This is a genomic window from Bacillus tianshenii (assembly GCA_020524525.2).
Classification (GTDB): domain Bacteria; phylum Bacillota; class Bacilli; order Bacillales; family Bacillaceae_N; genus Bacillus_AV.
On the sequence record CP129018.1, the window covers coordinates 3,697,323 to 3,717,800 of the forward strand.

General features: G+C 39.3%; 20 protein-coding genes. 14 read left to right on the forward strand and 6 right to left on the reverse strand.

Features of this window, described 5'->3' with window-relative positions:
• Positions 1-34: 34 nt before the first annotated feature.
• Positions 35-2,176, reverse strand: coding sequence for a DNA helicase RecQ (gene recQ, locus LC040_18740; protein WLR51174.1), 2,142 nt, complete (start codon positions 2,174-2,176; stop codon positions 35-37).
• Between the two features lie 133 nt (positions 2,177-2,309).
• On the opposite strand from recQ, the gene LC040_18745 reads away from it, so the two are divergent.
• Entirely contained in the window at positions 2,310-2,855 is a 546-nt protein-coding gene (locus LC040_18745; GenBank protein ID WLR51175.1) for a 3-dehydroquinate synthase II, read from the forward strand.
• Positions 2,856-2,961: 106 nt separating this feature from the next.
• Complete coding sequence (locus tag LC040_18750; GenBank protein ID WLR51176.1) at positions 2,962-4,737, forward strand: WG repeat-containing protein; 1,776 nt, start codon at positions 2,962-2,964, stop codon at positions 4,735-4,737.
• A 207-nt stretch (positions 4,738-4,944) separates the two neighbouring features.
• Here the strand turns inward: LC040_18750 and LC040_18755 are convergent, their stop codons facing one another.
• Both LC040_18755 and LC040_18760 read right to left on the reverse strand, forming a co-directional pair.
• Positions 4,945-5,313 carry a general stress protein gene (locus LC040_18755; GenBank protein WLR51177.1) on the reverse strand — a complete coding sequence of 123 codons (369 nt, stop codon included), beginning with the start codon at positions 5,311-5,313 and terminating at the stop codon, positions 4,945-4,947.
• A 102-nt stretch (positions 5,314-5,415) separates the two neighbouring features.
• Entirely contained in the window at positions 5,416-5,664 is a 249-nt protein-coding gene (locus tag LC040_18760; GenBank protein WLR51178.1) for a general stress protein, read from the reverse strand.
• Positions 5,665-5,866: 202 nt separating this feature from the next.
• On the opposite strand from LC040_18760, the gene LC040_18765 reads away from it, so the two are divergent.
• The 6 genes from LC040_18765 to LC040_18790 all read left to right on the forward strand — a co-directional run bounded on the left by LC040_18765 (position 5,867) and on the right by LC040_18790 (position 12,506).
• Positions 5,867-6,928, forward strand: coding sequence for an AI-2E family transporter (locus LC040_18765; protein WLR51179.1), 1,062 nt, complete (start codon positions 5,867-5,869; stop codon positions 6,926-6,928).
• 31 nt (positions 6,929-6,959) lie between these two features.
• Positions 6,960-7,685: a TVP38/TMEM64 family protein gene (locus LC040_18770; protein WLR51180.1), complete on the forward strand. Its 726-nt coding sequence runs from the start codon at positions 6,960-6,962 to the stop codon at positions 7,683-7,685.
• A 155-nt stretch (positions 7,686-7,840) separates the two neighbouring features.
• A complete protein-coding gene (locus LC040_18775; GenBank protein ID WLR51181.1) occupies positions 7,841-8,602 on the forward strand; it encodes a TerC family protein in 762 nt (253 codons plus the stop codon).
• A 103-nt stretch (positions 8,603-8,705) separates the two neighbouring features.
• Positions 8,706-9,689 (forward strand): FAD-dependent oxidoreductase, encoded by a 984-nt coding sequence (locus LC040_18780; GenBank protein ID WLR51182.1) that lies wholly within the window; start codon positions 8,706-8,708, stop codon positions 9,687-9,689.
• A 70-nt stretch (positions 9,690-9,759) separates the two neighbouring features.
• A complete protein-coding gene (locus LC040_18785) occupies positions 9,760-11,130 on the forward strand; it encodes an MATE family efflux transporter (GenBank protein WLR51183.1) in 1,371 nt (456 codons plus the stop codon).
• Positions 11,131-11,237: 107 nt separating this feature from the next.
• On the forward strand, positions 11,238-12,506 hold the full coding sequence (locus LC040_18790) for an MFS transporter (GenBank protein WLR51184.1): 1,269 nt from the start codon (positions 11,238-11,240) through the stop codon (positions 12,504-12,506).
• Between the two features lie 39 nt (positions 12,507-12,545).
• Here the strand turns inward: LC040_18790 and LC040_18795 are convergent, their stop codons facing one another.
• Complete coding sequence (locus LC040_18795) at positions 12,546-13,574, reverse strand: NADP-dependent oxidoreductase (GenBank protein WLR53344.1); 1,029 nt, start codon at positions 13,572-13,574, stop codon at positions 12,546-12,548.
• Between the two features lie 266 nt (positions 13,575-13,840).
• Here LC040_18795 and LC040_18800 point away from each other — a divergent pair, with 266 nt between their 5' ends.
• The 6 genes from LC040_18800 (at position 13,841) to LC040_18825 (ending at position 18,600) form a co-directional block, all read left to right on the forward strand.
• Entirely contained in the window at positions 13,841-14,689 is an 849-nt protein-coding gene (locus LC040_18800; GenBank protein ID WLR51185.1) for a YitT family protein, read from the forward strand.
• Positions 14,690-14,783: 94 nt separating this feature from the next.
• Positions 14,784-15,401, forward strand: coding sequence for a hypothetical protein (locus LC040_18805; GenBank protein WLR51186.1), 618 nt, complete (start codon positions 14,784-14,786; stop codon positions 15,399-15,401).
• 80 nt (positions 15,402-15,481) lie between these two features.
• Positions 15,482-15,616, forward strand: a complete 135-nt coding sequence (locus LC040_18810; protein WLR51187.1) for an RAxF-45 family protein — start codon at positions 15,482-15,484, stop codon at positions 15,614-15,616.
• Positions 15,617-15,821: 205 nt separating this feature from the next.
• Positions 15,822-17,699, forward strand: a complete 1,878-nt coding sequence (abc-f, locus tag LC040_18815) for an ABC-F type ribosomal protection protein (protein ID WLR51188.1) — start codon at positions 15,822-15,824, stop codon at positions 17,697-17,699.
• A gap of 109 nt (positions 17,700-17,808) precedes the next feature.
• Positions 17,809-18,339, forward strand: a complete 531-nt coding sequence (locus LC040_18820; protein WLR51189.1) for a GNAT family protein — start codon at positions 17,809-17,811, stop codon at positions 18,337-18,339.
• A 66-nt stretch (positions 18,340-18,405) separates the two neighbouring features.
• Positions 18,406-18,600 carry an SE1561 family protein gene (locus tag LC040_18825; GenBank protein ID WLR53345.1) on the forward strand — a complete coding sequence of 65 codons (195 nt, stop codon included), beginning with the start codon at positions 18,406-18,408 and terminating at the stop codon, positions 18,598-18,600.
• Between the two features lie 27 nt (positions 18,601-18,627).
• Here LC040_18825 and LC040_18830 read toward each other — a convergent pair whose 3' ends face one another.
• Entirely contained in the window at positions 18,628-18,876 is a 249-nt protein-coding gene (locus tag LC040_18830) for a transcriptional regulator SplA domain-containing protein (GenBank protein ID WLR51190.1), read from the reverse strand.
• Positions 18,877-18,968: 92 nt separating this feature from the next.
• Positions 18,969-20,360, reverse strand: coding sequence for a hypothetical protein (locus tag LC040_18835; protein WLR51191.1), 1,392 nt, complete (start codon positions 20,358-20,360; stop codon positions 18,969-18,971).
• Between the last annotated feature and the right edge of the window lie 118 nt (positions 20,361-20,478).

Here is a 20,478-nt window from a genome sequence, read left to right on the forward strand (position 1 = left end):
AAGTGCCGCTCAATTTTGAGCAGGCACTTTTTTTCTACATGATACCGTTTTTTACGAGGACAGCTTTGATGGTTGTATAGCTAATATCACCTGGAAGACTTTCCTTCAATGGCTTCAGCTTTTTCTCCTCTAGTTCTTCGTTTTTTTGCAAGATTTGTGCTTCTAATTCTTCATCAAAAAAAGTGTTCCAATCTAGTGAATAGCCTTCTTTGTATGCTTTGAACAGGTGGTTTTCAATTGTCATTGCTGTTAATTCGCGTTCTTTTGCAATTTCTTTAATAGTGCTTCCATTTTGAAATTGTTCATAAGAGAGTAGGTGGCTTGGTTTCTTGTCAGTTTGTTTCTTCTTAATTCCTGTAGATGTTGGACCAGAAGCTTTGAAGCTTTCGATTGGCCCGTTTTCATGAAGAAACTGCTGAATAGCCTCTAAGAAAAGTTCACCGTATTGCTCATATTTCTTCTCGCCGACACCTTTTATAGTAAGTAAATCGTTCTTTTGTTTTGGAATATAACGTGCCATCTCTTTCAACGTTGCATCTGAGAAAACGACATATGGGGGAAGGTTCTTCTCATCAGCCGTTCTTTTCCGCAATCCCCGTAATGCTTCAAATAACCCTTCATGATAGTCACTCTCTTCAGCAGTATGGCGAGGTTGAGCTTGGACAAACACAGCTTCATTCCCTTTAAGGACATGATAGGCAGATTGTGTAAGCTTCAATGTTGGAAATTTCGCGTCTTGAATTGTCAGGTAGCCATCTGCAGCAAGGTAGTTAATGAGGTTCATGATTTCTTTCTCTGTATATTGTGGTAAAAGGTTGTAGGTCGACAGCTTATCAAAGCCCATCTCAATGACCTTTTGGCTTTTGGACCCTTTTAACACTTTGGCGGTAAGGGAGGCACCGAATCGTTCGCCCATCCGCTTGACACAGGAAAGAACCATTTGCGCTTCTTTCGTCATATCTGACTTTTCGCCATCCTGTCGGCAGTTACTGCAATGCTCGCATTCCGCTTGAAGTGGTGTATCTCCAAAGTAATTTAGAATATATGCAGGTAAGCATTGATTTGTATGGCAATAGTTAATCATGAGTTGAAGCTTTTCATACTCTTGTGCTTTCTTTTCTTCGTCTTGAAGGGATTGTTCGATCAAAAAACGTTGCAGTTGAATATCCTGAGCTGTGAATAGCAGCGTACAATCACTTGGCTCGCCATCCCGTCCTGCACGGCCGGCCTCTTGGTAATAGGACTCAATATTCATCGGAAGTGCATAGTGAATAACGTAGCGAACATTTGACTTATCAATTCCCATTCCAAATGCATTCGTCGCAACCATGATGGTAGCTTCCTCTTGGATAAATGCACCTTGTGCCTGTTTACGTTCGACTTCAGATAAGCCGGCATGATACCGTACAGTTGAATACCCTTTATTTGAAAGCAGTTGGTAAACGGACTCAGTTATCTTACGTGTCGGTGTATAAATAATCCCTGATTCTTTAGGTCGTGAGTGGATATATGCAAGGATATAATCATTTTTATTGCTTCCTTTGACGATATTGAAATGAAGGTTATCACGTGCAAAGCCTGTATTAACGACATGTGAAGATGGAATATCAAGTAGCTGCTGAATATCTTGAATGACATCATCTGTTGCAGTTGCTGTTAAAGCAGTCATCACAGGTAAATTGTTCAGCTTCTTCAAGTTCGGAATAATTGAACGATAGCTTGGCCTGAAATCGTGTCCCCATTGCGAAATACAGTGTGCTTCATCGAAAGCGATTAGAGAAAGGGGAAGACTCTGCAATGCATTCATAAACTCAGGAGATTCAAACCGTTCAGGTGCGACATATATAAGCTGATAATCTCCGTTTCGTAAGTTGTTAAGCCGTTCTTGTTGTTCGTGAAACTGAAGTGAGCTATTAATATATGTAGCTGAAATTCCCAGCGATACTAAAGAATCAACTTGGTCCTTCATTAGTGAAATAAGCGGAGAAATAATCACAGCCGTCCCCTCGAGAACAAGAGCTGGGATTTGATAACAAAGAGACTTTCCGCCGCCTGTTGGCATGATGCCTAATGTATTTTCACCATTTAGGACATGTTCTACAATTTTGTTTTGTCCAGGCCGGAAATCGTTATAGCCAAAATAATGATTCAGAATGTGTTGCGCTTGCTTGAGCATTTTAATCATCCTTTACTTATACTTCCTCTATCGTACCAAAATGAGTGAAAGCAAAGCTATAGTGGGCAGAAGATCATTGTGTATTAATTATGCTATGCTTTTAATTAGAATGTTCGGATAAGGAGTGGGTGTTTTGGAAGAAAACAATCTTGTCTTAGGTGAAGTGATTTCGATTCAGAAGGTTGGAGAAGGAACGCGTGTCTGTGTAGATTGTATTGATACGCTTGAGCCTAAAGAAGGTGCACTAGTTGGAAACACCGGAAGCGGCTATTTGCTTGTATTATCAGAGAATAGGGAAACCGATACATATCCAGCTCGTCCATTTCGGATTAATTGCGGGGCGATTCACCAGTACCTTTCGCACGGAGAGAAGACAAACTATTTATCAGAGCTGAAGTCTGGTCAGCCTATTCAAGTTTTCAATACAGAAGGAAAGCGAGAAGTTGCAATTGGTAGAGTAAAAATAGAAAAAAGACCGTTAATGCGGGTTGAATGCCGTATTAACGACACTATTATCTCAGCCACCTTGCAACAATCAGATAGTGTGCAGCTTCTGACAAGTGATTATGAACCGAAAGCGATCGTTGATCTAGAAGAAGGTGAGCGAATCTTCTGTTGTGAAGATAAGCCTGGCAGGCATTTAGGTGAGAAGTTAAATGAATATATTATGGAGTATTAACGAACAGGAGTCTGCATAAGGCTCCTGTTTTTTGGACTGTACGAATAGGCACATCTCCTGCAATTCTTCCATATGATGTTGAAAAATGGTCAATAGGAGAGTCGTGATGAATTCGAGTCAACAATATTTGTCATTCTATATGCCTTTCATGCCGGATTTTCGTTCGATGCATTTGTATCCTGCTTCATTGAAAGTAGTTGGTGGGAAGCGATGGGGTTATATAAACAGCCTTGGAAAAATCATTTTGCCGTTTCAATATGAGGACGCATTCGATTTTCAAGAAAATGGACTTGCGATTGTTGGGAAGAATGAATTGTTTGGTGTTATCGATCAGACTGGAAAATACGTCGTGAAGCCGAAGTATGAGACGATTAATCAATTTTCAGAAGGCAGAGCAGTGGTTGTTGATAAAGAAGGCTTTAAAGTCATTAATGAACGGGGCAGATTAATAACGGATAAAGCCTATCAGTTTATTGGCACGTTTGAAGACGATAGAGCGCTATTTGCCAATAGTGATTCGAAAGGGAATTATTTATACGGTTTCTTAAATCGAAACGGGCAAGAAGTCATTCCGAATAAATATCAATCTGCAACTGACTTTAATGTTGGAAAAGCGGTCGTGAAAGTAAAAGAAGGACAGTTCGCACTCATTGATCGTGAAGGTACCGTATTACACACCTATAACTATGCATATGTTGGAAGCTATGGCGATGGGCTTCTCGTATTCCAACAGAGCTTAAACGACAAACAAGGGTATATGAATGAGGCTGGCGAGGTTGTGATTCCGGCACAATTTGTAACGGCACTATCTTTCCAAAATGGCAGAGCAGTTGTCAATATCTCTGAAACGTATGAGAACAAATATGGATTGATTGATAAGCAGGGTAACTTTGTCATTAAGCCGGATTATAATGATGTGAATTTGCTGGGAGAAGGCAGAATAGCTGTTGGCGTGGCAAATGATTCAGAGCGCCCGTACATCGGTTCAAAATATGCGATTGCTGATTTTGATGGAAATCTGCTCACAATGTTTGTTTACATGGATGTATCAAATTATAATAATGGCTTTGCTTCAGCTAATAATAATCAGAATACCTTTTTTATCGACCGAGCAGGAAAGGTAGCTGAAAATTTGCCAATTGTCTCTGGGAGTGGCATACTCTCATTCGATGAAGAATTGGTTAAAGCGAATGTGGATTATCGTCTGTTTTATTATAACAGAGCTGGGGGCTTAGTGTGGGCACAGAATACGATCATTCCTTTAAATGGACAATACCGCGTATTTGAGCAAAGGTATAAGCCGAATAAAGATTATTTAGTGTATTACCCCCAGGTGAAAGGAATGACAGATGCAACCACACAGCAGCGTGTCAATAAGCGATTAAGAGAATTATCTGTGCTAAAAGAAGTAAATCCAGATGTTCAGCTTGATTACAGCTATCTCGGTGATTTTTCCGTCCCCTTCTTTAAAAATGTCCTTCTTCAACTGGAGTTGAATGGTTATGAATATTATTTTGGAGCAGCACATGGGATGCCAACGAAAGATTATGTTCACGTTAATTTAGAAAACGGAAATTTCTATGAATTGAAAGATTTGTTCAAGCCCGACAGTAACTATGTGAAAATACTAAGCGAGCTTGTCGGCAAGCAAATAAAAAATGATGAAGAATACTTCTACATTTTCCCTGATAGTTATAAAGGAATTACAGCCAATCAATCGTTTTACGTAACTGAGGATGCGCTCTACTTATATTTTTCCCCGTATGAAATTGCCCCTTATGCAGCGAGCTTTCCGACATTTAAGATTCCGTTTGCCGAAATTATGCCAATTATCAATGTAGAAGGTGAGTTTTGGCAAGCGTTTCATGAGGAGGAGAGGTAAGTTGCATGTTTTTTCAAATTACTTAGGAGATAGATGTTGAAATCTAATGCTAATTAAGTTATACTTCCCACTGAATAAAACATTTTAAGACTCTAACAAATTTGTGAAAAGGTGGTTTTCCACCTTAAAAAATATCCGACTCCACTGCACTGGAGCCGGATATCATAAAGTCCTCTTTTAATAGCGGCCTAAGGGTGTATTCAACAATTAATTGTTCGGATTGCTCTTACGGCCGCCTTTTTTTCCGATGTCTTCATAGAATTCTTTATCATGATTCTTACGAGTAGCTTCTCCGCCTTTTTCGCCAATCTCTTGGTAGAATTCTTTATCGTGGCTCTTACGAGTAGCTTCTCCGCCTTTTTCGCCAATCTCTTGGTAGAATTCCTTATCGTGACTTTTGCGAGTAGCCTCTCCGCCTTTTTCACCGATATCTTGATAGAATTCTTTATTATGATTCTTGCGAGTAGCCTCTCCGCCTTTTTCGCCGATATCTTGATAGAATTCTTTATCGTGATTCTTGCGAGTAGCCTCTCCGCCTTTTTTACCTGCTTGTTGACGATTAATTTTGTCTGCCATTGTTATAATCCTCCTTTAATTGAAAATTATATTAGCTTTGTATTCGTAATACGAAACATTCAAACATTTAATATTCTCTGGATTACTGTTTAACCTAAAATATTAATTGTTCGGATTGCTCTTACGGCCGCCTTTTTTTCCGATGTCTTCATAGAATTCTTTATCATGATTCTTACGAGTAGCTTCTCCACCTTTTTCGCCAATCTCCTGATAGAATTCCTTATCGTGGCTCTTGCGAGTAGCTTCCCCGCCTTTTTCACCAATCTCTTGGTAAAACTCTTTATCGTGATTCTTGCGAGTAGCTTCTCCGCCTTTTTTACCTGCTTGTTGACGATTCATTTTGTCTGCCATTGTTGGCCTCCTTTTTTTGGTTTAATTTACATTAAAAGGTTTTTCCGCTTTTTTTATTGTTCAAACATTTTATTCTGAAAAAATGTATTGGAACAAATTAGCGGGTTTCACAGTCTGTTTACCACGATGCATGAGGGGTAAACACGAGATAGCGGGATTGAGAACAAAATGAAACGATCGTCATAAAGGAGAGGAGAAGTACATGTGGTGGAAAGGTTCAGTGTTTAAATACTTAACAATATCAGTCCTAATCCTTATTATTGTCCTGTTGTTAGGAGAGATCGAGTACGTCTGGACACTGGTGACAAGCGTGATATTTGCAATCATGTTACCGCTAATATTATCTGGGTTATTTTACTATTTATTAAGGCCTAGTGTTTACCAATTATCTAAAAAACTATCAAGGACACTCTCTGTGTTATCGGTTTTTCTATTATTAATAGGAATTCTCTTCTTAGTAGGGTTCTTTGTCGGTCCTACTTTTAGTCAGCAATTTCAAGAGCTTACCAACAAGTTTCCAGAGCAGGTGAAAGAGCTTTCGAAGGAAACAAAGGATGCCATGAATAAAGAGCAGTCTCCAATGAGTTTTTATGAATTGAAAAGTAAAGCTGGAGAGCTTGGGGGAAAGTTTTTTTCTTATTTAGATGAGCTGTTACCTAAATTTTTAAAGGTGTTGACTACAGTTCTCGTTTCTATTATAACAGCGCCCTTTATCTTGTTTTTTCTATTAAGGGATGATTATCTTCTTCGTCCAAATTTAATGAGGGCAGTGCCATCATCAAGGCAGGAAGAAGGGGATCGATTACTGAAACAGATTGATGATTCGCTTTCTTCTTATGTACGCTCCCAAGCCCTCATAGCGATAACAGATGGGACTTTAATGTTTATTGGTTATTTAATTATTGGGTTATCTTATCCGTTACCGCTCGCTTTATTTACTGTCATTTTTGCTGTTGTTCCATTTTTAGGTCCATTGCTTGGAGTTATCCCTGCATTGGCCGTCGCAATGTTAGAATCTCCATCTCTTGCTTTGCAAACGTTAATTGTTTTTGCAGTCACACAGCAATTGGAAGGGAACTTAGTTGCTCCACTTGTCATGAATAAACAACTTCGGATTCATCCGCTAACCGTTATTTTCTTATTATTAGGCGCTGGTGCATTTAAAGGATTCTTAGCAATTGTGCTTGCGATCCCAGTTTACATTGTATTAAAAGTCACTGCGAAAAACCTGTACCGCTTTTATTTGCTTACAAAAGAGGAATGACAGCCTATTACGAAAGAGAAGGAACGTGAAGATGACTTGGAGAAAAGCATTATCAAGAATGATCAAGAATGAAGGTAACCGAAAGAAAATATATAAATGGATAGGTATCTTTTTCTTATTTGTAGGTATGGTATTAGCTAACAAATTTCTTTTTCACCTTACACCTGAGAAGTTAAATGATTGGATTCAGCAATCACCTATACCAGCGCCATTATTATATATTTTAGTTTTTGGGATCCGTTCTCTATTGCTTTTGCCAATTACAATTTTCCTTATAACTGGTGGGCTGCTATTTCCGTGGTATATAGCGATTCTCTATACCCTTATAGGGGTGACATTTAGCGCAATGGTTTCTCTTGCGGTCATTCGTGGGTTTGGAAAAGGTTTTCAACTCGACAAGCAAAAGAATGTAAGTGCATTAATGGAAGAAGTCAAAGGGGATGGTTTCAGAACGATCTTGTTCTTACGTTTGCTTCCGGGGATCAATTATGACTTTATGACCTATATATGTGCAAAAACAGGAGTCAGCTGGTGGAAGTATGCGGCAGCCTCATTGATTGGAGCCATTCCTAGTACGGTATTATATATTTCAATCGGTTATAGTCTTTTTTCTTTTGATTTAAAAAGTGTTCTCATAATTGGAGTTTCCTTCATCTTCCTTCTTCTAGTTGGTTGGAATATAAACAAGAAACTTTCTCATAAAGTAGATCTTTCGAAAATAAAAAGAGAAGTTAAGAAGCTTATGAATTTTAAGTAATAGGAAATAATAAATGAATAAGAAAAAATAGGAAATAACATCAAGTAAATTAAAGAAGTTTTTAAATAGGTATAAATAAGGTAGATTTGTGGTATAGACATGAAAGTAAATGAATATTAATTGGCTTGTTATTGGAAAAAGGAGGATATCGTTCGATGTTGCTTGAATATGGCTGGGTTCTATTAGTGCTTGTTGCATTAGAAGGACTTTTAGCCGCTGATAATGCACTTGTACTGGCGATAATGGTAAAGCACCTTCCAGAAGAACAGCGGAAAAAAGCGTTATTCTATGGGTTATTCGGGGCATTTATCTTTCGCTTCGGTTCTCTCTTTGTCATTTCATTCTTGGTGGATGTTTGGCAAGTACAAGCAATTGGAGCAGCGTACTTATTATTTATTTCGATCAATCATATTTTCAAAAAGTTTGTTAAGAAGAAAGATGATCATAAGCAAGAAGAAAAAGCAGAAAAACATAAAGGAGGATTGTGGTCAACTGTCTTTAAGGTTGAGCTTGCAGATATTGCATTTGCGGTTGATTCAATTTTAGCTGCTGTTGCCTTAGCAGTCTCGCTGCCTGAATCACCGTTGCCTGAGATTGGTGGGCTGGATGGCGGAAAGTTTCTCGTTATCTTAACTGGCGGCTTTATTGGCCTTGTCATTATGCGTTTTGCGGCAAACTTTTTCGTAAAGTTGCTGAAAAGTCGACCTGGATTAGAGCTGGCTGCATTCATTATCGTTGGCTGGGTCGGTATTAAATTGGTCGTTCATACGTTATCCCATCCTGAATTAGCAATTTTGCCTGTTCATTTTGCTGAATCAACAGCTTGGAAAGCTACCTTCTATATTGTATTAGTTCTTATCGCGCTAGGTGGTTGGTTCTTATCTTCAAAAAAAGAAGAAGAGGCAACAGACTATTAATGAAGCAGAGTGGCCTTGAGGCTGCTCTTTTTTTTCGTACATTGAAAAATGAAAACTTGATGCTAGAGCGCTACAATAGAAGTGAGAAAAAGGGGGATGGAGAATGCACAAAGATGAACATGTCGTTATCGTCGGAGCGGGGCTTGCAGGTATAATGGCTGCCAAAACATTGCGGCAAAAAGGATTTCAACACGTAACAATGATTGATAAGAGCAAAAGTGTTGGTGGTCGTCTTGCAACACGTAGAATTGAAAATGGAAAAGCCGACCATGGAGCACAGTTTTTTACTGTAAGAACGGAGACACTTCAAACATCGGTTGATGAATGGATAGAGAATGGCTGGATAAGAGAGTGGTTTGGGAGCCGTCATAAGCGTTATATGGGAATAGGCGGAATGAATACCTTTGCTAAGAATCTAGCAATGGAACTCGACGGAAAGTTAAATAAAAAGGTCGTTAAAGTTGACCAGTTAAATAAAGGTTATCAAATACATACAGAAGATGGGGAAATTATCGACGCAGGTGCTGTCATTATGACACCGCCGGCTCCACAGGTAGAGCAGTTAATTGATAGCGGGAACTTGGAAATATCCCAGGAATTACGAAAGAAGCTTTCACAGATTACATTTCACCCGTGCTTTGTTGGATTGTTCCACCTTCAGCAATCGAGCGATTTGCCAAGCATAGGGCACGAGCAAAAGGGGCTGCCGGTTGAAATCGAACGGATTGTGGATCATGAAAAGAAGGGGATTTCAGCAATTCCTACGATTAGTGTCTATATGAAGGGTAATTGGAGTATGGAGCATTTTGAAGAAAGTGATGAAGCCGTGTTAGAACAAATTAAAGCTCTTGTAAAAGGTTATGTGAGTATTGAACACATTCAATCTGAGCAACTAAAGCGCTGGCGTTATGCCGAAACAGCTCAGCCGCTTCATCAGCCCTATTTAGATATGGGGTTAGATGCTCCGTTCCTTGTCGCGGGAGATGCTTTCCTGCACGAAGACGATGAAGCAGGGCGAACAAGGTTTGAAAGTGCTTTTCTATCTGGCATCGCCGCTGCAGAAGCATTAGCAGAAAAAATAAAATAATATCAGAATATCGTTAAAGGTGTTAGAATAGACGTCATATGAATTTGAAAGATAGAAGAGGACGTTTATTATGTATCCGACAACAACAATAAAAGAAAAGATTTTATTATTTGTAAAGGTCATGTGGCCGGTGCTTGTTACGCAAATTAGTCTGTATGCGATGAGCTTATTCGATACAATTATGTCAGGAAAAGCAGGAACAGAAGATTTAGCAGGTGTAGCAATCGGTTCGAGCCTTTGGATGCCTATTTTTACAGGATTGAGTGGTATTTTGTTAGCTGTTACTCCAATTGTGGCGCAGTATGTAGGGGCAGGACAGCAGCATCGAATTCGAAATGCGGTTACACAAGGTGTCTATCTATCCGTTGTTTTATCTGTGATTATCATTATAGGCGGGGCATTTGTACTCGACCCAATTTTAGGTTTAATGGATATTACTTCTGATGTTCGCTATATCGCAAAACACTACCTAATAGGTCTTGCATTCGGGATAGTTCCGTTATTTATTGGAAATGTGTTGCGTAACTTTTATGATGCTCTCGGCTATACAAGAATTACGATGGTCGTTATTTTGTCAGCTGTGCCGGTGAATATTTTGTTTAACTATGCGTTAATCTTTGGGAAGTTCGGATTGCCTGAACTCGGTGGAATTGGTGCCGGCTATGCGACGTCGATTACGTATTGGTGTATCTTGGGGGTCAACTTGCTTGTTGTTTTTCGCTTCTCCAAGATTGCTGTTTATCGGTTGTTTCGGGAAAAAGTTCGCCCATCATTATCATCATGGATTGAGCAATTAAAGGTCGGCGTTCCAATCGGCTTATCAATCTTCTTTGAAGTAAGTATCTTTGCAGCTGTTACGCTCTTAATGAGTCAATTTAATACAAACACAATTGCAGCTCATCAGGCGGCATTGAACTTTGCATCGTTAATCTTTATGATCCCGTTAAGTATTTCAATGGCTTTAACGATTGCGGTAGGGTATGAAGTAGGGGGCAAACGGATTCAGCATGCGATGCAGTATAGCAAGATTGGTGTCAGCATGGCAATTGGTATTTTATTAGTTTGTGCTGGAGGCCTGTACATTTTCAGAGAGCAGATTGCGATGCTATATACAGAAGATCCAGAAGTGATTGCACTTGCAAAGAAATTTTTGATTTTCGCGATCTTCTATCAGCTTTCTGATGCAGCGCAAGCCTCGATTCAAGGCGTGCTTCGCGGATTTAAAGATGTAACGGTCCCATTCTTTATGGCGCTTATCTCATATTGGGCAATCGGCCTGCCGACTGGTTTTGTTCTCGCTAACTATACAGCACTTGAACCGTTTGGCTACTGGGTCGGTATCACCGTTGGATTAACATCAGCTGCGCTTGGTTTTGCGGGCAGGTTAATGCATACACGGCGGAAAGTGCGAAAAGAAATAAGAAAGGAAGTCGTTGTATAACCTCACTGTCAAAAGCAGTGGGGTTTTTTACGTGAAAAATTCGTAAATGGTCTCTTAAAATGATGTTCATCTAGTATGATAGTAGAAAAGGCAGTACAGGAGGGCCTATGGATAAAAAGAAGGTGCTAAGCTGGTGTCTGTATGATTGGGGAAATTCTGCATTTGCCGCAACCGTTATGGCAGCTGTGTTGCCTGTTTATTACTATGACGTAGCAGCAAAAGGCCTTGATAAAAACCTCGCTACTTCATATTGGGGCTACTCTCAGTCGATTGCAGTGTTAATTGTTGCACTATTATCACCAATTTTAGGAGCGATTGCTGATCATTCTGGTTCTAAGAAAGCTTTCTTACGATTTTTTGCGTATATGGGCATGATTGCAAGCTTTCTAATGGCGTTTATTGGAGAAGGGGACTACGTATTTGCTTCATTGTTGATGATCTTTGGGACAATCGGCTTTTCAGGCGGGAATGTATTCTATGATTCACTGTTGCCGGATGTGGCGCCGCGAGAAGAAATGGACCGTGTATCTGCACGTGGGTTTGCTTTTGGTTATCTTGGCGGCGGTATTTTGTTAGCTGTTAACTTGATGATGATTATGAAGCCGCAGTGGTTTTTTCTTCCTAATGCACAGCTTGCCACTCAACTCGCATTTGCAAGTGTCGGTATTTGGTGGTTTGCTTTTTCATTACCCCTTTTTCTTAATGTGAAAGATAGGAAGAGAGGAGCTGTGTCGAACACGTCTTATATAAAAACAGGATTCCACCGCCTTAGGAATACATTTAAAGAAATTCATCATTACAAGCAATTATTTGTATTTTTGCTTGCCTTTTGGCTTTATAATGATGGTATTTCAACAATTATTAAGATGGCAACAATATATGGGCGGGATATTGGAATCGGTTCAACGGATTTAATTGCTGCCTTATTAATCACACAGTTTGTCGGAATTCCATTTTCATTTTTATTCGGTTGGCTTGCTGTGAAGATTAAAGCGAAGCGGGCTCTAATGCTTGCGTTATTCGTGTACGTACTTATTGTCATTTTCGGTTATTTCATGAGTTCAGCACTTCATTTCTATATTCTTGCGATGACGGTCGGTGTTGTACAAGGTGGGGCCCAGGCGTTAAGCCGGTCAATTTTCGGACGGATGGTGCCGAGACATAAGGAAGCTGAGTTTTTTGGGTTTTATGGGGTTTCTTCAAAGTTTGCCGCTATCTTTGGTCCATTCGTATTTGCGATTGTTGGACAGCTGACAGGCTCGAGCCGTTTCGGAATTGTTTCACTACTTGTTTTCTTCATAATCGGGCTTTATTTGTTAAGTAGAGTAGACATTGAGAAAGGCGAAGCGGAAGCAAAGTTAATGGAGCGAATATAAAAAAAGGGCTTCGTCATTGTGGCGAAGCCCTTTAGCATGTTATTTCTGATTGCGAGGTTCAGCAACCTTCACAAGCTGTTTCCCCATGTTTTCACCTTTGAAGAGACCGAGGAAAGCTTCAGGAATTTTTTCGAAGCCTTCTGAAATTGTTTCTTCATACTTTAACTTACCTTGCTGAAGCCATTGGGCTAAATCTTTTGTTGCTTCAGGCCAGCGGTCCATATAATCTCCTACAATGAACCCTTTCATAAGAGCACGTGTTTTAATGAGTGTTGTTTGGATACGCGGTCCGATATCTTCACCTGCAGGCAGATTGTATGCTGAAATGGCTCCGCATACAGGGATACGAGAAAAATCATTCAGCTGAGTGAAAACAGCATCTGATATTTCACCACCGACATTTTCATAATAAACATCAATGCCGTTAGGGCAAGCTTGTTTAAGAGCTTCTTGCAGGTTATCTGTCTTCTTATAATTAATTCCTTCGTCAAAGCCGAGTTCATTTTTAATATAATTGATCTTTTCATCAGCCCCGGCGATTCCGACGACATGTGCCCCTTTTATTTTGGCAATTTGGCCGACAACAGAACCAACTGCACCGGCGGCAGCAGATACAACAACGGTTTCGCCTTCTTTTGGTTGGCCGATATCGAGTAATCCAAAGTATGCTGTAATACCTGGCATGCCAAGGATACCGAGGTATGCTGTCATTGGTGCAAGTTCAGCATCGATTTTGCGGATTTCTTTCTCGCTTGCAAGTGAATATTCCTGCCATCCGAGCATGCCGACAACAACATCTCCTTGTTGAAAGTGGTCGGATTTAGACTCGACGACTTCAGCAATAACGCCGCCAGTAATTGTTTCGTTTAATTGAAATGGTTGTACGTAAGACTTAGAGGAACTCATCCGCCCACGCATGTATGGATCGACTGATAAATAAAGTGTACGCACTAGCACCTCATTATTAGTCGGCGTTGGAATAGTACCTTCAACAAAATCAAAGTGTTCAAGGCTCGGCATATCTTCCGGTCGTTTCGCAAGTTTAATTTGCTTATTTGTTTCGCTCATCATGACCCTCCTGAAAAGTTAGAGTGGCTTTCTTAGAAAAAGCTAACATACGTTTACTTCACCTTCAAAACAAATGCTTTCACCAAGATGTTCCCTTTCTCGGAAAACCTACACATCGCAAATATGTCGTTTCTGTTAATAAAAACGTTTACATATTAAAAATGAACGTTATGGGTTTACAAGCGTGTGTATCCTTACTATAATCCACTCTGGTAGAACAGTTCTTTGAACGGAAATAATGAAAATAAAAGAAGGAGGGTTTGGTGATGAAGAAGAAGCTTTTGTCATTCCTAATCATGAATCTAGGGGCATTGTTAGTAGCCGTAAATGTTCATTTTTTCTTATCTCCTAATAACTTAGCTACAGGCGGAGTAAGTGGTCTTTCAATCCTGTTGCATCATCTGGTTCCTGGTTTATCAATTGGTCTTTTCATGATTATGGTAAATATTGCGTTGTTTATAGTTGGCTTGATTGTGCTTGGATTCAGCTTTGGGGCAAAAACAATTTATACAAGTTTCGCTTTATCGTTTTATGTATGGCTACTAGAAATTGTAGCTCCGATAAGCCAGCCATTAAGTGATGATATTTTAATTCAATTAATAATCGGTCAATGTATTGCAGCAAGTGGAATGGCACTTGTTTTCCACCAAAATGCCTCCACAGGCGGTACGGATATTCTCGCAATGATTTTAAATAAATATTTCTCTATCGAGGTCGGCCGGGGTGTTCTCATCTCTGACCTTGCAATTGCAACATCATCTGCGTTTGTTTTCGGAGCAGAAGTAGGGATGTATGCATTCTTTGGCGTTATCTTGAATGGCCTTGTCATTGATTACTTGCTGCAACAGCTGAATACAAACAAAGAAATCGTAATTATTAGCCGTGAAAGCGAAGAGATCAAATCATATATTGTAAAAGAACTTGGCCGCGGGGCAACCGTTCACACAGCTAAAGGTGCGTTCACGTCTGATAACAAAGAAGTAATTACAACAATTCTTGGTCGAAAAGATTATATGAAGCTGAAGAAATATATCGGTCTTACCGATGAAAAGGCATTTATCACTGTTCACAATATGAACGAAATTCTCGGACAAAATTTCAAACGACTTGCATAGCGTTGAACCGCTTCCTATTTGGGAGCGGTTCTTTTATATAACGAAACATTCATGTCACTCCGATCGTTAGTATGAGAGAAGGGAGGGATGGAAGATGAAGATGCTTAAAGGTGCGTTAGTCTTGCTATTAATACTGACCACGGCTTGTTCCAATACTGAAGAAACGGAAAAGCAAGAAGAAAAAGTCATGAACGAAACAAGTGTCACAGTTGAACCTTATGCATTATCCGATAAAGAACAATTACTAGTTTCAAAAACAGGTATCGATTATAGTGAATTTTTTCTGTTAAACGGAAAGGTGGCAAATACAGAGAATATTATTTACGAATTAGTTGAATTTAAAAATGGAGGAAATGAAAAAGTCATCATGAGTTCACAAGGCAATCCGGAAGAATATAAGGATGAACTGCTTTCATTTGTAACCAATACGTTACCAACAAACAATCAAATGGAAATGATCCTAGGTACACCAGGTGGTTCGAGCGGCACAGATGTCAGTCCAATCATGTCTTCATGGACTTCAGGTAAACTCCTAGAGGATAAAGTCAAACTTGCAAAAGAGAAACCACTCTATATCGCAGGCTGGGCAGGAACCTCGAAAAACAGCTTAAGAGGCCTCTCTTCTGCAGCCAACGGCGAATTGCCACAAGGTGTTAAAGAAGCTGAAGTGGCTTATTTATATCGGCTGCGATTGGTTGATAGTAACAAATAGAAATGTTTAAAATTACTTGCACAAATTATTAGAAAACTCTATGATAAGAATAACTACGTTTACAAGGAGGTGGGGAAGAGATGAATCGTTCTGTTTTTAATCGTGGACAAGAGCTAGACTTTCTATATCTTTGTCGTGCGATTTTTCATGGTGCAGTTATCCAAGGGACACGTATGCCCTTTTTTAATAACTGCATATTGAGAACAGAACGGTGAGAAGTCTCTTTTACCCACATCACAATAGTATTCGGTTAAAGGGGGAGCTGTCTTGCTCTCCTTTTTTGATCTTTTTTAGGATCCAAACCGTATATTCTGCTGATCTATGTAATTATTCAGCGTATGTAAAGCCATGGGTAGGTGTTTCTCTTACCTATGGCTTTTTTTGTTGTAGTTAAGGAGATATTAGAAGGGAGAATGGAAGATGATTGCTTGTAGTGTACAGCAGATTAGTAAAATGTATGGCGGAAATCACATATTTGAAAATTTATCATTTGAAATACATGAGCAAGACAGAGTCGGCTTTGTTGGACGAAATGGAAGTGGAAAGACGACAGTATTTCGCACTTTATCTGGAGAGGATACGCCTGATTCTGGACAGATACATTGGAAGAAGGGTATGAAGATCGGGTATTTGGCTCAGCTTCCGAAATTTTCAGATGCAATACTTGCAAGAGACGTATTAAAACGTGCATTTCAAGACTTATTAGAAATGGAAGCTGAAATGAAAGTGTTAGAGCAACAGATGGCAACGGAACAAGATGGAGGTAAGCTTCAACGCTATATCGAGACATATGGTATGCTACAGGATAAATTTACACTTGCTGGTGGCTATGAAATAGAAGCCAATATTGAGCGAGTTGCAAATGGACTTCGCATTTCAAGTTTACTGAATACAAGCTTTTCAACCTTGAGTGGTGGAGAGAAAACGAAGGTTGCACTTGGATTAATATTGCTTCAAAAGCCGGACTTTCTGCTTCTAGATGAACCGACGAACCATTTAGATTTAATGGCTGTCGAGTGGTTGGGTGGATTCTTGAAGGAATATGAAGGAACAGTGGTTGTCATTTCGCATGATCGCTATTTCCTAGATGAAGTTGTGACGAAAATTATTGATTTAGAAGATGGAGAAGTGAATTTGTATCATACAAATTATTCCGGATTCGTGAAAGAGAAGGAAGAGCGCTTGATGAAGGAATTTCAAGCCTATCAGGAGCAACAGAAGAAGATTAAGAAGATGAAAGAAGCGATAAAACGCCTGAGAGAGTGGGCGAACCGAGCGAATCCACCAAGTGAAGGCTTGCATAAGCGTGCTCGTAATATGGAGCGGGCGCTTGAACGTATTGAGAAGCTCGATCGGCCTGTGTTGAACCGCAAAAAAATGAATGTCCAATTTGATGCAACACAACGAAGCGGAAATGATGTTGTTGTGTTGCAGGATGTGGGTAAATCCTATGATAAATTGCTATTTAAAGATGTAAATATGCACCTTCGTTATCAAGAGCGTGCAGCCATTGTCGGGGAAAATGGCACAGGTAAATCGACGATTGTAAGGCTGTTGCTACAACAAGAACAAGCTGATGCAGGGGTCGTTTCGGTAGGTAGTAATGTGAACATCGGCTATTTATCACAGCAGGTATTTGAGCAACAAACAGAAGAAACTGTCCTGGATACGTTCCGTTCCCAAGTAAAGGTGACCGAAGGAGAAGCACGCCACATCCTAGCGAAGTTTTTATTTTATGGATATGCTGTTTTTCGTAAAGTCAGCCAGTTAAGCGGTGGTGAGCGGGTAAGGCTTCGTTTAGCGCAATTGATGTACTCGGATATTAATTTACTCCTGTTAGATGAGCCGACTAATCACTTAGACATTGAATCACGTGAGGTGTTAGAAGAGGCCCTTGAGGAGTATAATGGAACGATTTTGGCTGTTTCACATGACCGCTATTTTCTGAACAAGCTTTTCGAAAAGATTTATTGGATTGACGAACATAAGCTACTCCATTTCGAAGGGGATTATAGCTGGGCACGGGGAAAATTAAAAGAACGTGATGAGGATAGAGAAGCAGATGAAGTGGAGAAGAAGTACAAGCACAATTCGTCCCCTTCGAGACATGTTGAGAAGAAAGTTAATCCTGAGGAAATTGAAGGTGAAATTGTAGCAATCGAAACTGAATTAGAGCGCATAGAAGAACAAATGCTTCAAGAAACTGATCTAGAATATATTCAGAATCTTCATGGGAATAAAGAAAAATATGAGAAAAAGCGCGAAGAATTATACCAAAAGCTTGAGGCATTGATATAAAGGGAAAGAGGCTGGCTCCGGTTCAGCCTCTTATTTCTAGGTGAAGTAAATTAGAAGAAAAAAGGTGAAAAATTTGGTACACTTTTCAATGGAAGAGGGAGGGAAATGAATGAGCAAAATTTCGTTACAGTTAGTAAATTTAGAACATGCAGAAGAAATACTTGAATTCGAAAAGAAAAATCGTGAATTCTTTGCCTCGATTGTACCTGACCGTGGAGATGATTATTATACGTTTGCTAATATCCATCAAACATTGCTAGAAGTTGAGAAAGAACGTCAGGAAGACCTTTGTTATATGTTTCTTGTTCGTAATGCAGAACAAGAGCTTGTTGGCAGGGTTAATTTGTTTGGTGTTGTGCGAGGGTTATTAAATAAAGCTGAGCTTGGTTATCGCATTGCCGAAGAGCATAACGGAAAAGGCTATGGAACAAAAGCAGTAGAATTAGCAATCCATGAAGCCTTTAATACCTTTAAATTTCATCGCTTGGATGCATCCACTTCACCGGAAAATATCGGCTCACAAATTGTCCTCATCAAAAATAAATTTCAATTTACAGGAAGAACACCTCAATATATAAATGTGAACGGCACGTGGAGTGACAGCATTCATTTTTCGATTATTAATCAAACGTTTAATTAAAGGTTTGTTTATAATAATAGAATGAACGGGAAAATGAACATTACGATGTTGAAAGGGGCTGAGATGTTGGGGAAAGCTGTTAATGACCGCAAATCACAGATAGAATATGTTAAGAATCGTATCAACCTCCTGAAAAATGTCGTCGATACTATGGATGCTGAACATGCAGATGTTGAGGATATGGACCGGTTGTTAAAAATGATGAATGATTTGCAAATTAAACTGAATCGTTTTCGCAAAGATTGGGCGAATGAAGAATAAGCCAGGAAGCTAAATTTCCTGGCTTGCTTAATGATAATCAACATTATATAGCTGTTTATACGCGTTAGCTGCATCGATTTCTGTTGCGAATAACGCATCATCATCTTCAATGGTGTGAAACGTTTCGTGAAGAAATAATGCGGTCTTATTTGCATCATGGGGGTGAGGCACAATCTCTGCTTGCTTAATATTAGCTACAGTGGCGGTATGTGGATTGTGATAAATGACAAACACTTCATCGCCTGCTTTCACTTCTTTTGGGTCAATTGTGTTCATAATGACTAACTCCTTTGCTTCTTTTTTTGAGGGGAGATGGCTGTGCTCGTTTTTATAGTATCCCCGAGAAAGAAGAAAGGATAAGAGTTAAATTATTTTCCCATCGTCATTAAGATTTGCTGATAAGCTTTGGCTTCTTCGCTTTCACCAATTGATTGATAAAGGTTTGTTAGTGATTTTACTGGGGTCGGGTCTGTTGGCTTCAGCTCCATTTCCCACTTGTAGCACTCAATTGCTTTATTAAATTGCTGGAATTCACAATACAGCTCTCCTAACATACTCTGCTGTTCAGGGTCCTCATGGATTTTCACCATATTGGCTATTTTTTGTTGCAGTGATAAGTGAATTTCTGCTTCTTGAAATGGAAGGAGCCATTGCTCGATTTCATGAATGGTCTTTGTTTTGAATAAATACTCTACACAAGCTCGAACCATTTCTTCTAAAGCATCGGGATTATCTTTAAACAATTGAATAATTAAATGATTACATCGTTCGATTTCAATTGTTGATATGTCTATTTCATTCTTTAAAAACAATTTACGTAATCTTTTTTCCTGAGAAGGAGTAATGGATATTTGAGATTGGATAAGCAAGTTAATGGCCGCTTCATTTTTATTTAGGAAGAGATAATGGTCGAACAGACTCTTTTGTAATTCTGGAATGTGTGACTGTTGGTCATATATTGCCTGTAAAATTTCAGTTTGTTCGTCCGTATTTGTATGCTCATGAAGCAGTCTCATAACGGTTGAGAAGGTTTCTGAGGTAGCACTGTTCATCAGTCTATCGATATGAAGAGCTAACAAGTCGATTAATCGATTTTCATTTTTGTAAAGTGAGATTAGACTTTCAAAGGGTTTTGGTTGTTCGCGATGACGAAAAGCATCAATCTCCGCAAATAAAGGGTCCTTCTTAAACAACGTATTTATTCCGTGGCTATAGGTTTCGGCATACTTCTTATATTGCAGGTTCGTGCCAACTTCTGTTCCCCATTTGCTTTTTGGAAAAGCCCATCGATATAGGTTAAGCACTTGATATGCGCGCAATAATTGGCCATCCCGTCTATGGTGGTAAAAGTTTGTTTGAATAAGCTTAGCAATTTTTGCTTTCTTAATATAAGTATCAAAAAACGTAAAGATAAATGCAATTTCTTGTGGGGAATAGTCCTTCTTCAACCTGCTGTGGAGTTGGTTGAATGTACTAAATTTAAACATACGGTGCTGTGAGAGTAGTCGGTCTATAAAGGGATGAGGGGTAGAGAAAACAATCCCAGTTTTAAAAGCCTTTGAGACCGTGGAGCGAATTTTTATAGCATCTGTTTTCTTGCCGGTTAGAAATGTATCTTTATAGAAAAATAAATAATAACTTTCATTTTTATCATTTGTAGCCTCTATTATTTTACATTGGTTGTAAATTGCCAGTCGCGTAGCGGTAAGGTGGACTAGATGTTTCTCATCGTTCACTTGAAAATTAATGGTTTTCATCATCTTCATACCTCCCTTATATCTCCACTATACCATAGGTGCATGCTTCATTTCTTTCGTTGTTCAGATCGAAATTTATAACTTCATCGAAATGTTAAAAAATAGCCCTTCTTCAATTCGC

Coding starts and splice junctions, on each gene's coding strand:
- LC040_18820 (WLR51189.1), top strand. CDS start 17,809: ATGAGCAAAATTTCGTTACAGTTAGTAAATTTAGAACATGCAGAAGAA.
- LC040_18775 (WLR51181.1), top strand. CDS start 7,841: ATGTTGCTTGAATATGGCTGGGTTCTATTAGTGCTTGTTGCATTAGAA.
- LC040_18790 (WLR51184.1), top strand. CDS start 11,238: ATGGATAAAAAGAAGGTGCTAAGCTGGTGTCTGTATGATTGGGGAAAT.
- LC040_18795 (WLR53344.1), bottom strand. CDS start 13,574: ATGAGCGAAACAAATAAGCAAATTAAACTTGCGAAACGACCGGAAGAT.
- LC040_18750 (WLR51176.1), top strand. CDS start 2,962: ATGAATTCGAGTCAACAATATTTGTCATTCTATATGCCTTTCATGCCG.
- recQ (WLR51174.1), bottom strand. CDS start 2,176: ATGCTCAAGCAAGCGCAACACATTCTGAATCATTATTTTGGCTATAAC.
- LC040_18805 (WLR51186.1), top strand. CDS start 14,784: ATGAAGATGCTTAAAGGTGCGTTAGTCTTGCTATTAATACTGACCACG.
- LC040_18760 (WLR51178.1), bottom strand. CDS start 5,664: ATGGCAGACAAAATGAATCGTCAACAAGCAGGTAAAAAAGGCGGAGAA.
- abc-f (WLR51188.1), top strand. CDS start 15,822: ATGATTGCTTGTAGTGTACAGCAGATTAGTAAAATGTATGGCGGAAAT.
- LC040_18770 (WLR51180.1), top strand. CDS start 6,960: ATGACTTGGAGAAAAGCATTATCAAGAATGATCAAGAATGAAGGTAAC.
- LC040_18755 (WLR51177.1), bottom strand. CDS start 5,313: ATGGCAGACAAAATTAATCGTCAACAAGCAGGTAAAAAAGGCGGAGAG.
- LC040_18785 (WLR51183.1), top strand. CDS start 9,760: ATGTATCCGACAACAACAATAAAAGAAAAGATTTTATTATTTGTAAAG.
- LC040_18800 (WLR51185.1), top strand. CDS start 13,841: ATGAAGAAGAAGCTTTTGTCATTCCTAATCATGAATCTAGGGGCATTG.
- LC040_18780 (WLR51182.1), top strand. CDS start 8,706: ATGCACAAAGATGAACATGTCGTTATCGTCGGAGCGGGGCTTGCAGGT.
- LC040_18765 (WLR51179.1), top strand. CDS start 5,867: ATGTGGTGGAAAGGTTCAGTGTTTAAATACTTAACAATATCAGTCCTA.
- LC040_18835 (WLR51191.1), bottom strand. CDS start 20,360: ATGATGAAAACCATTAATTTTCAAGTGAACGATGAGAAACATCTAGTC.
- LC040_18810 (WLR51187.1), top strand. CDS start 15,482: ATGAATCGTTCTGTTTTTAATCGTGGACAAGAGCTAGACTTTCTATAT.
- LC040_18830 (WLR51190.1), bottom strand. CDS start 18,876: ATGAACACAATTGACCCAAAAGAAGTGAAAGCAGGCGATGAAGTGTTT.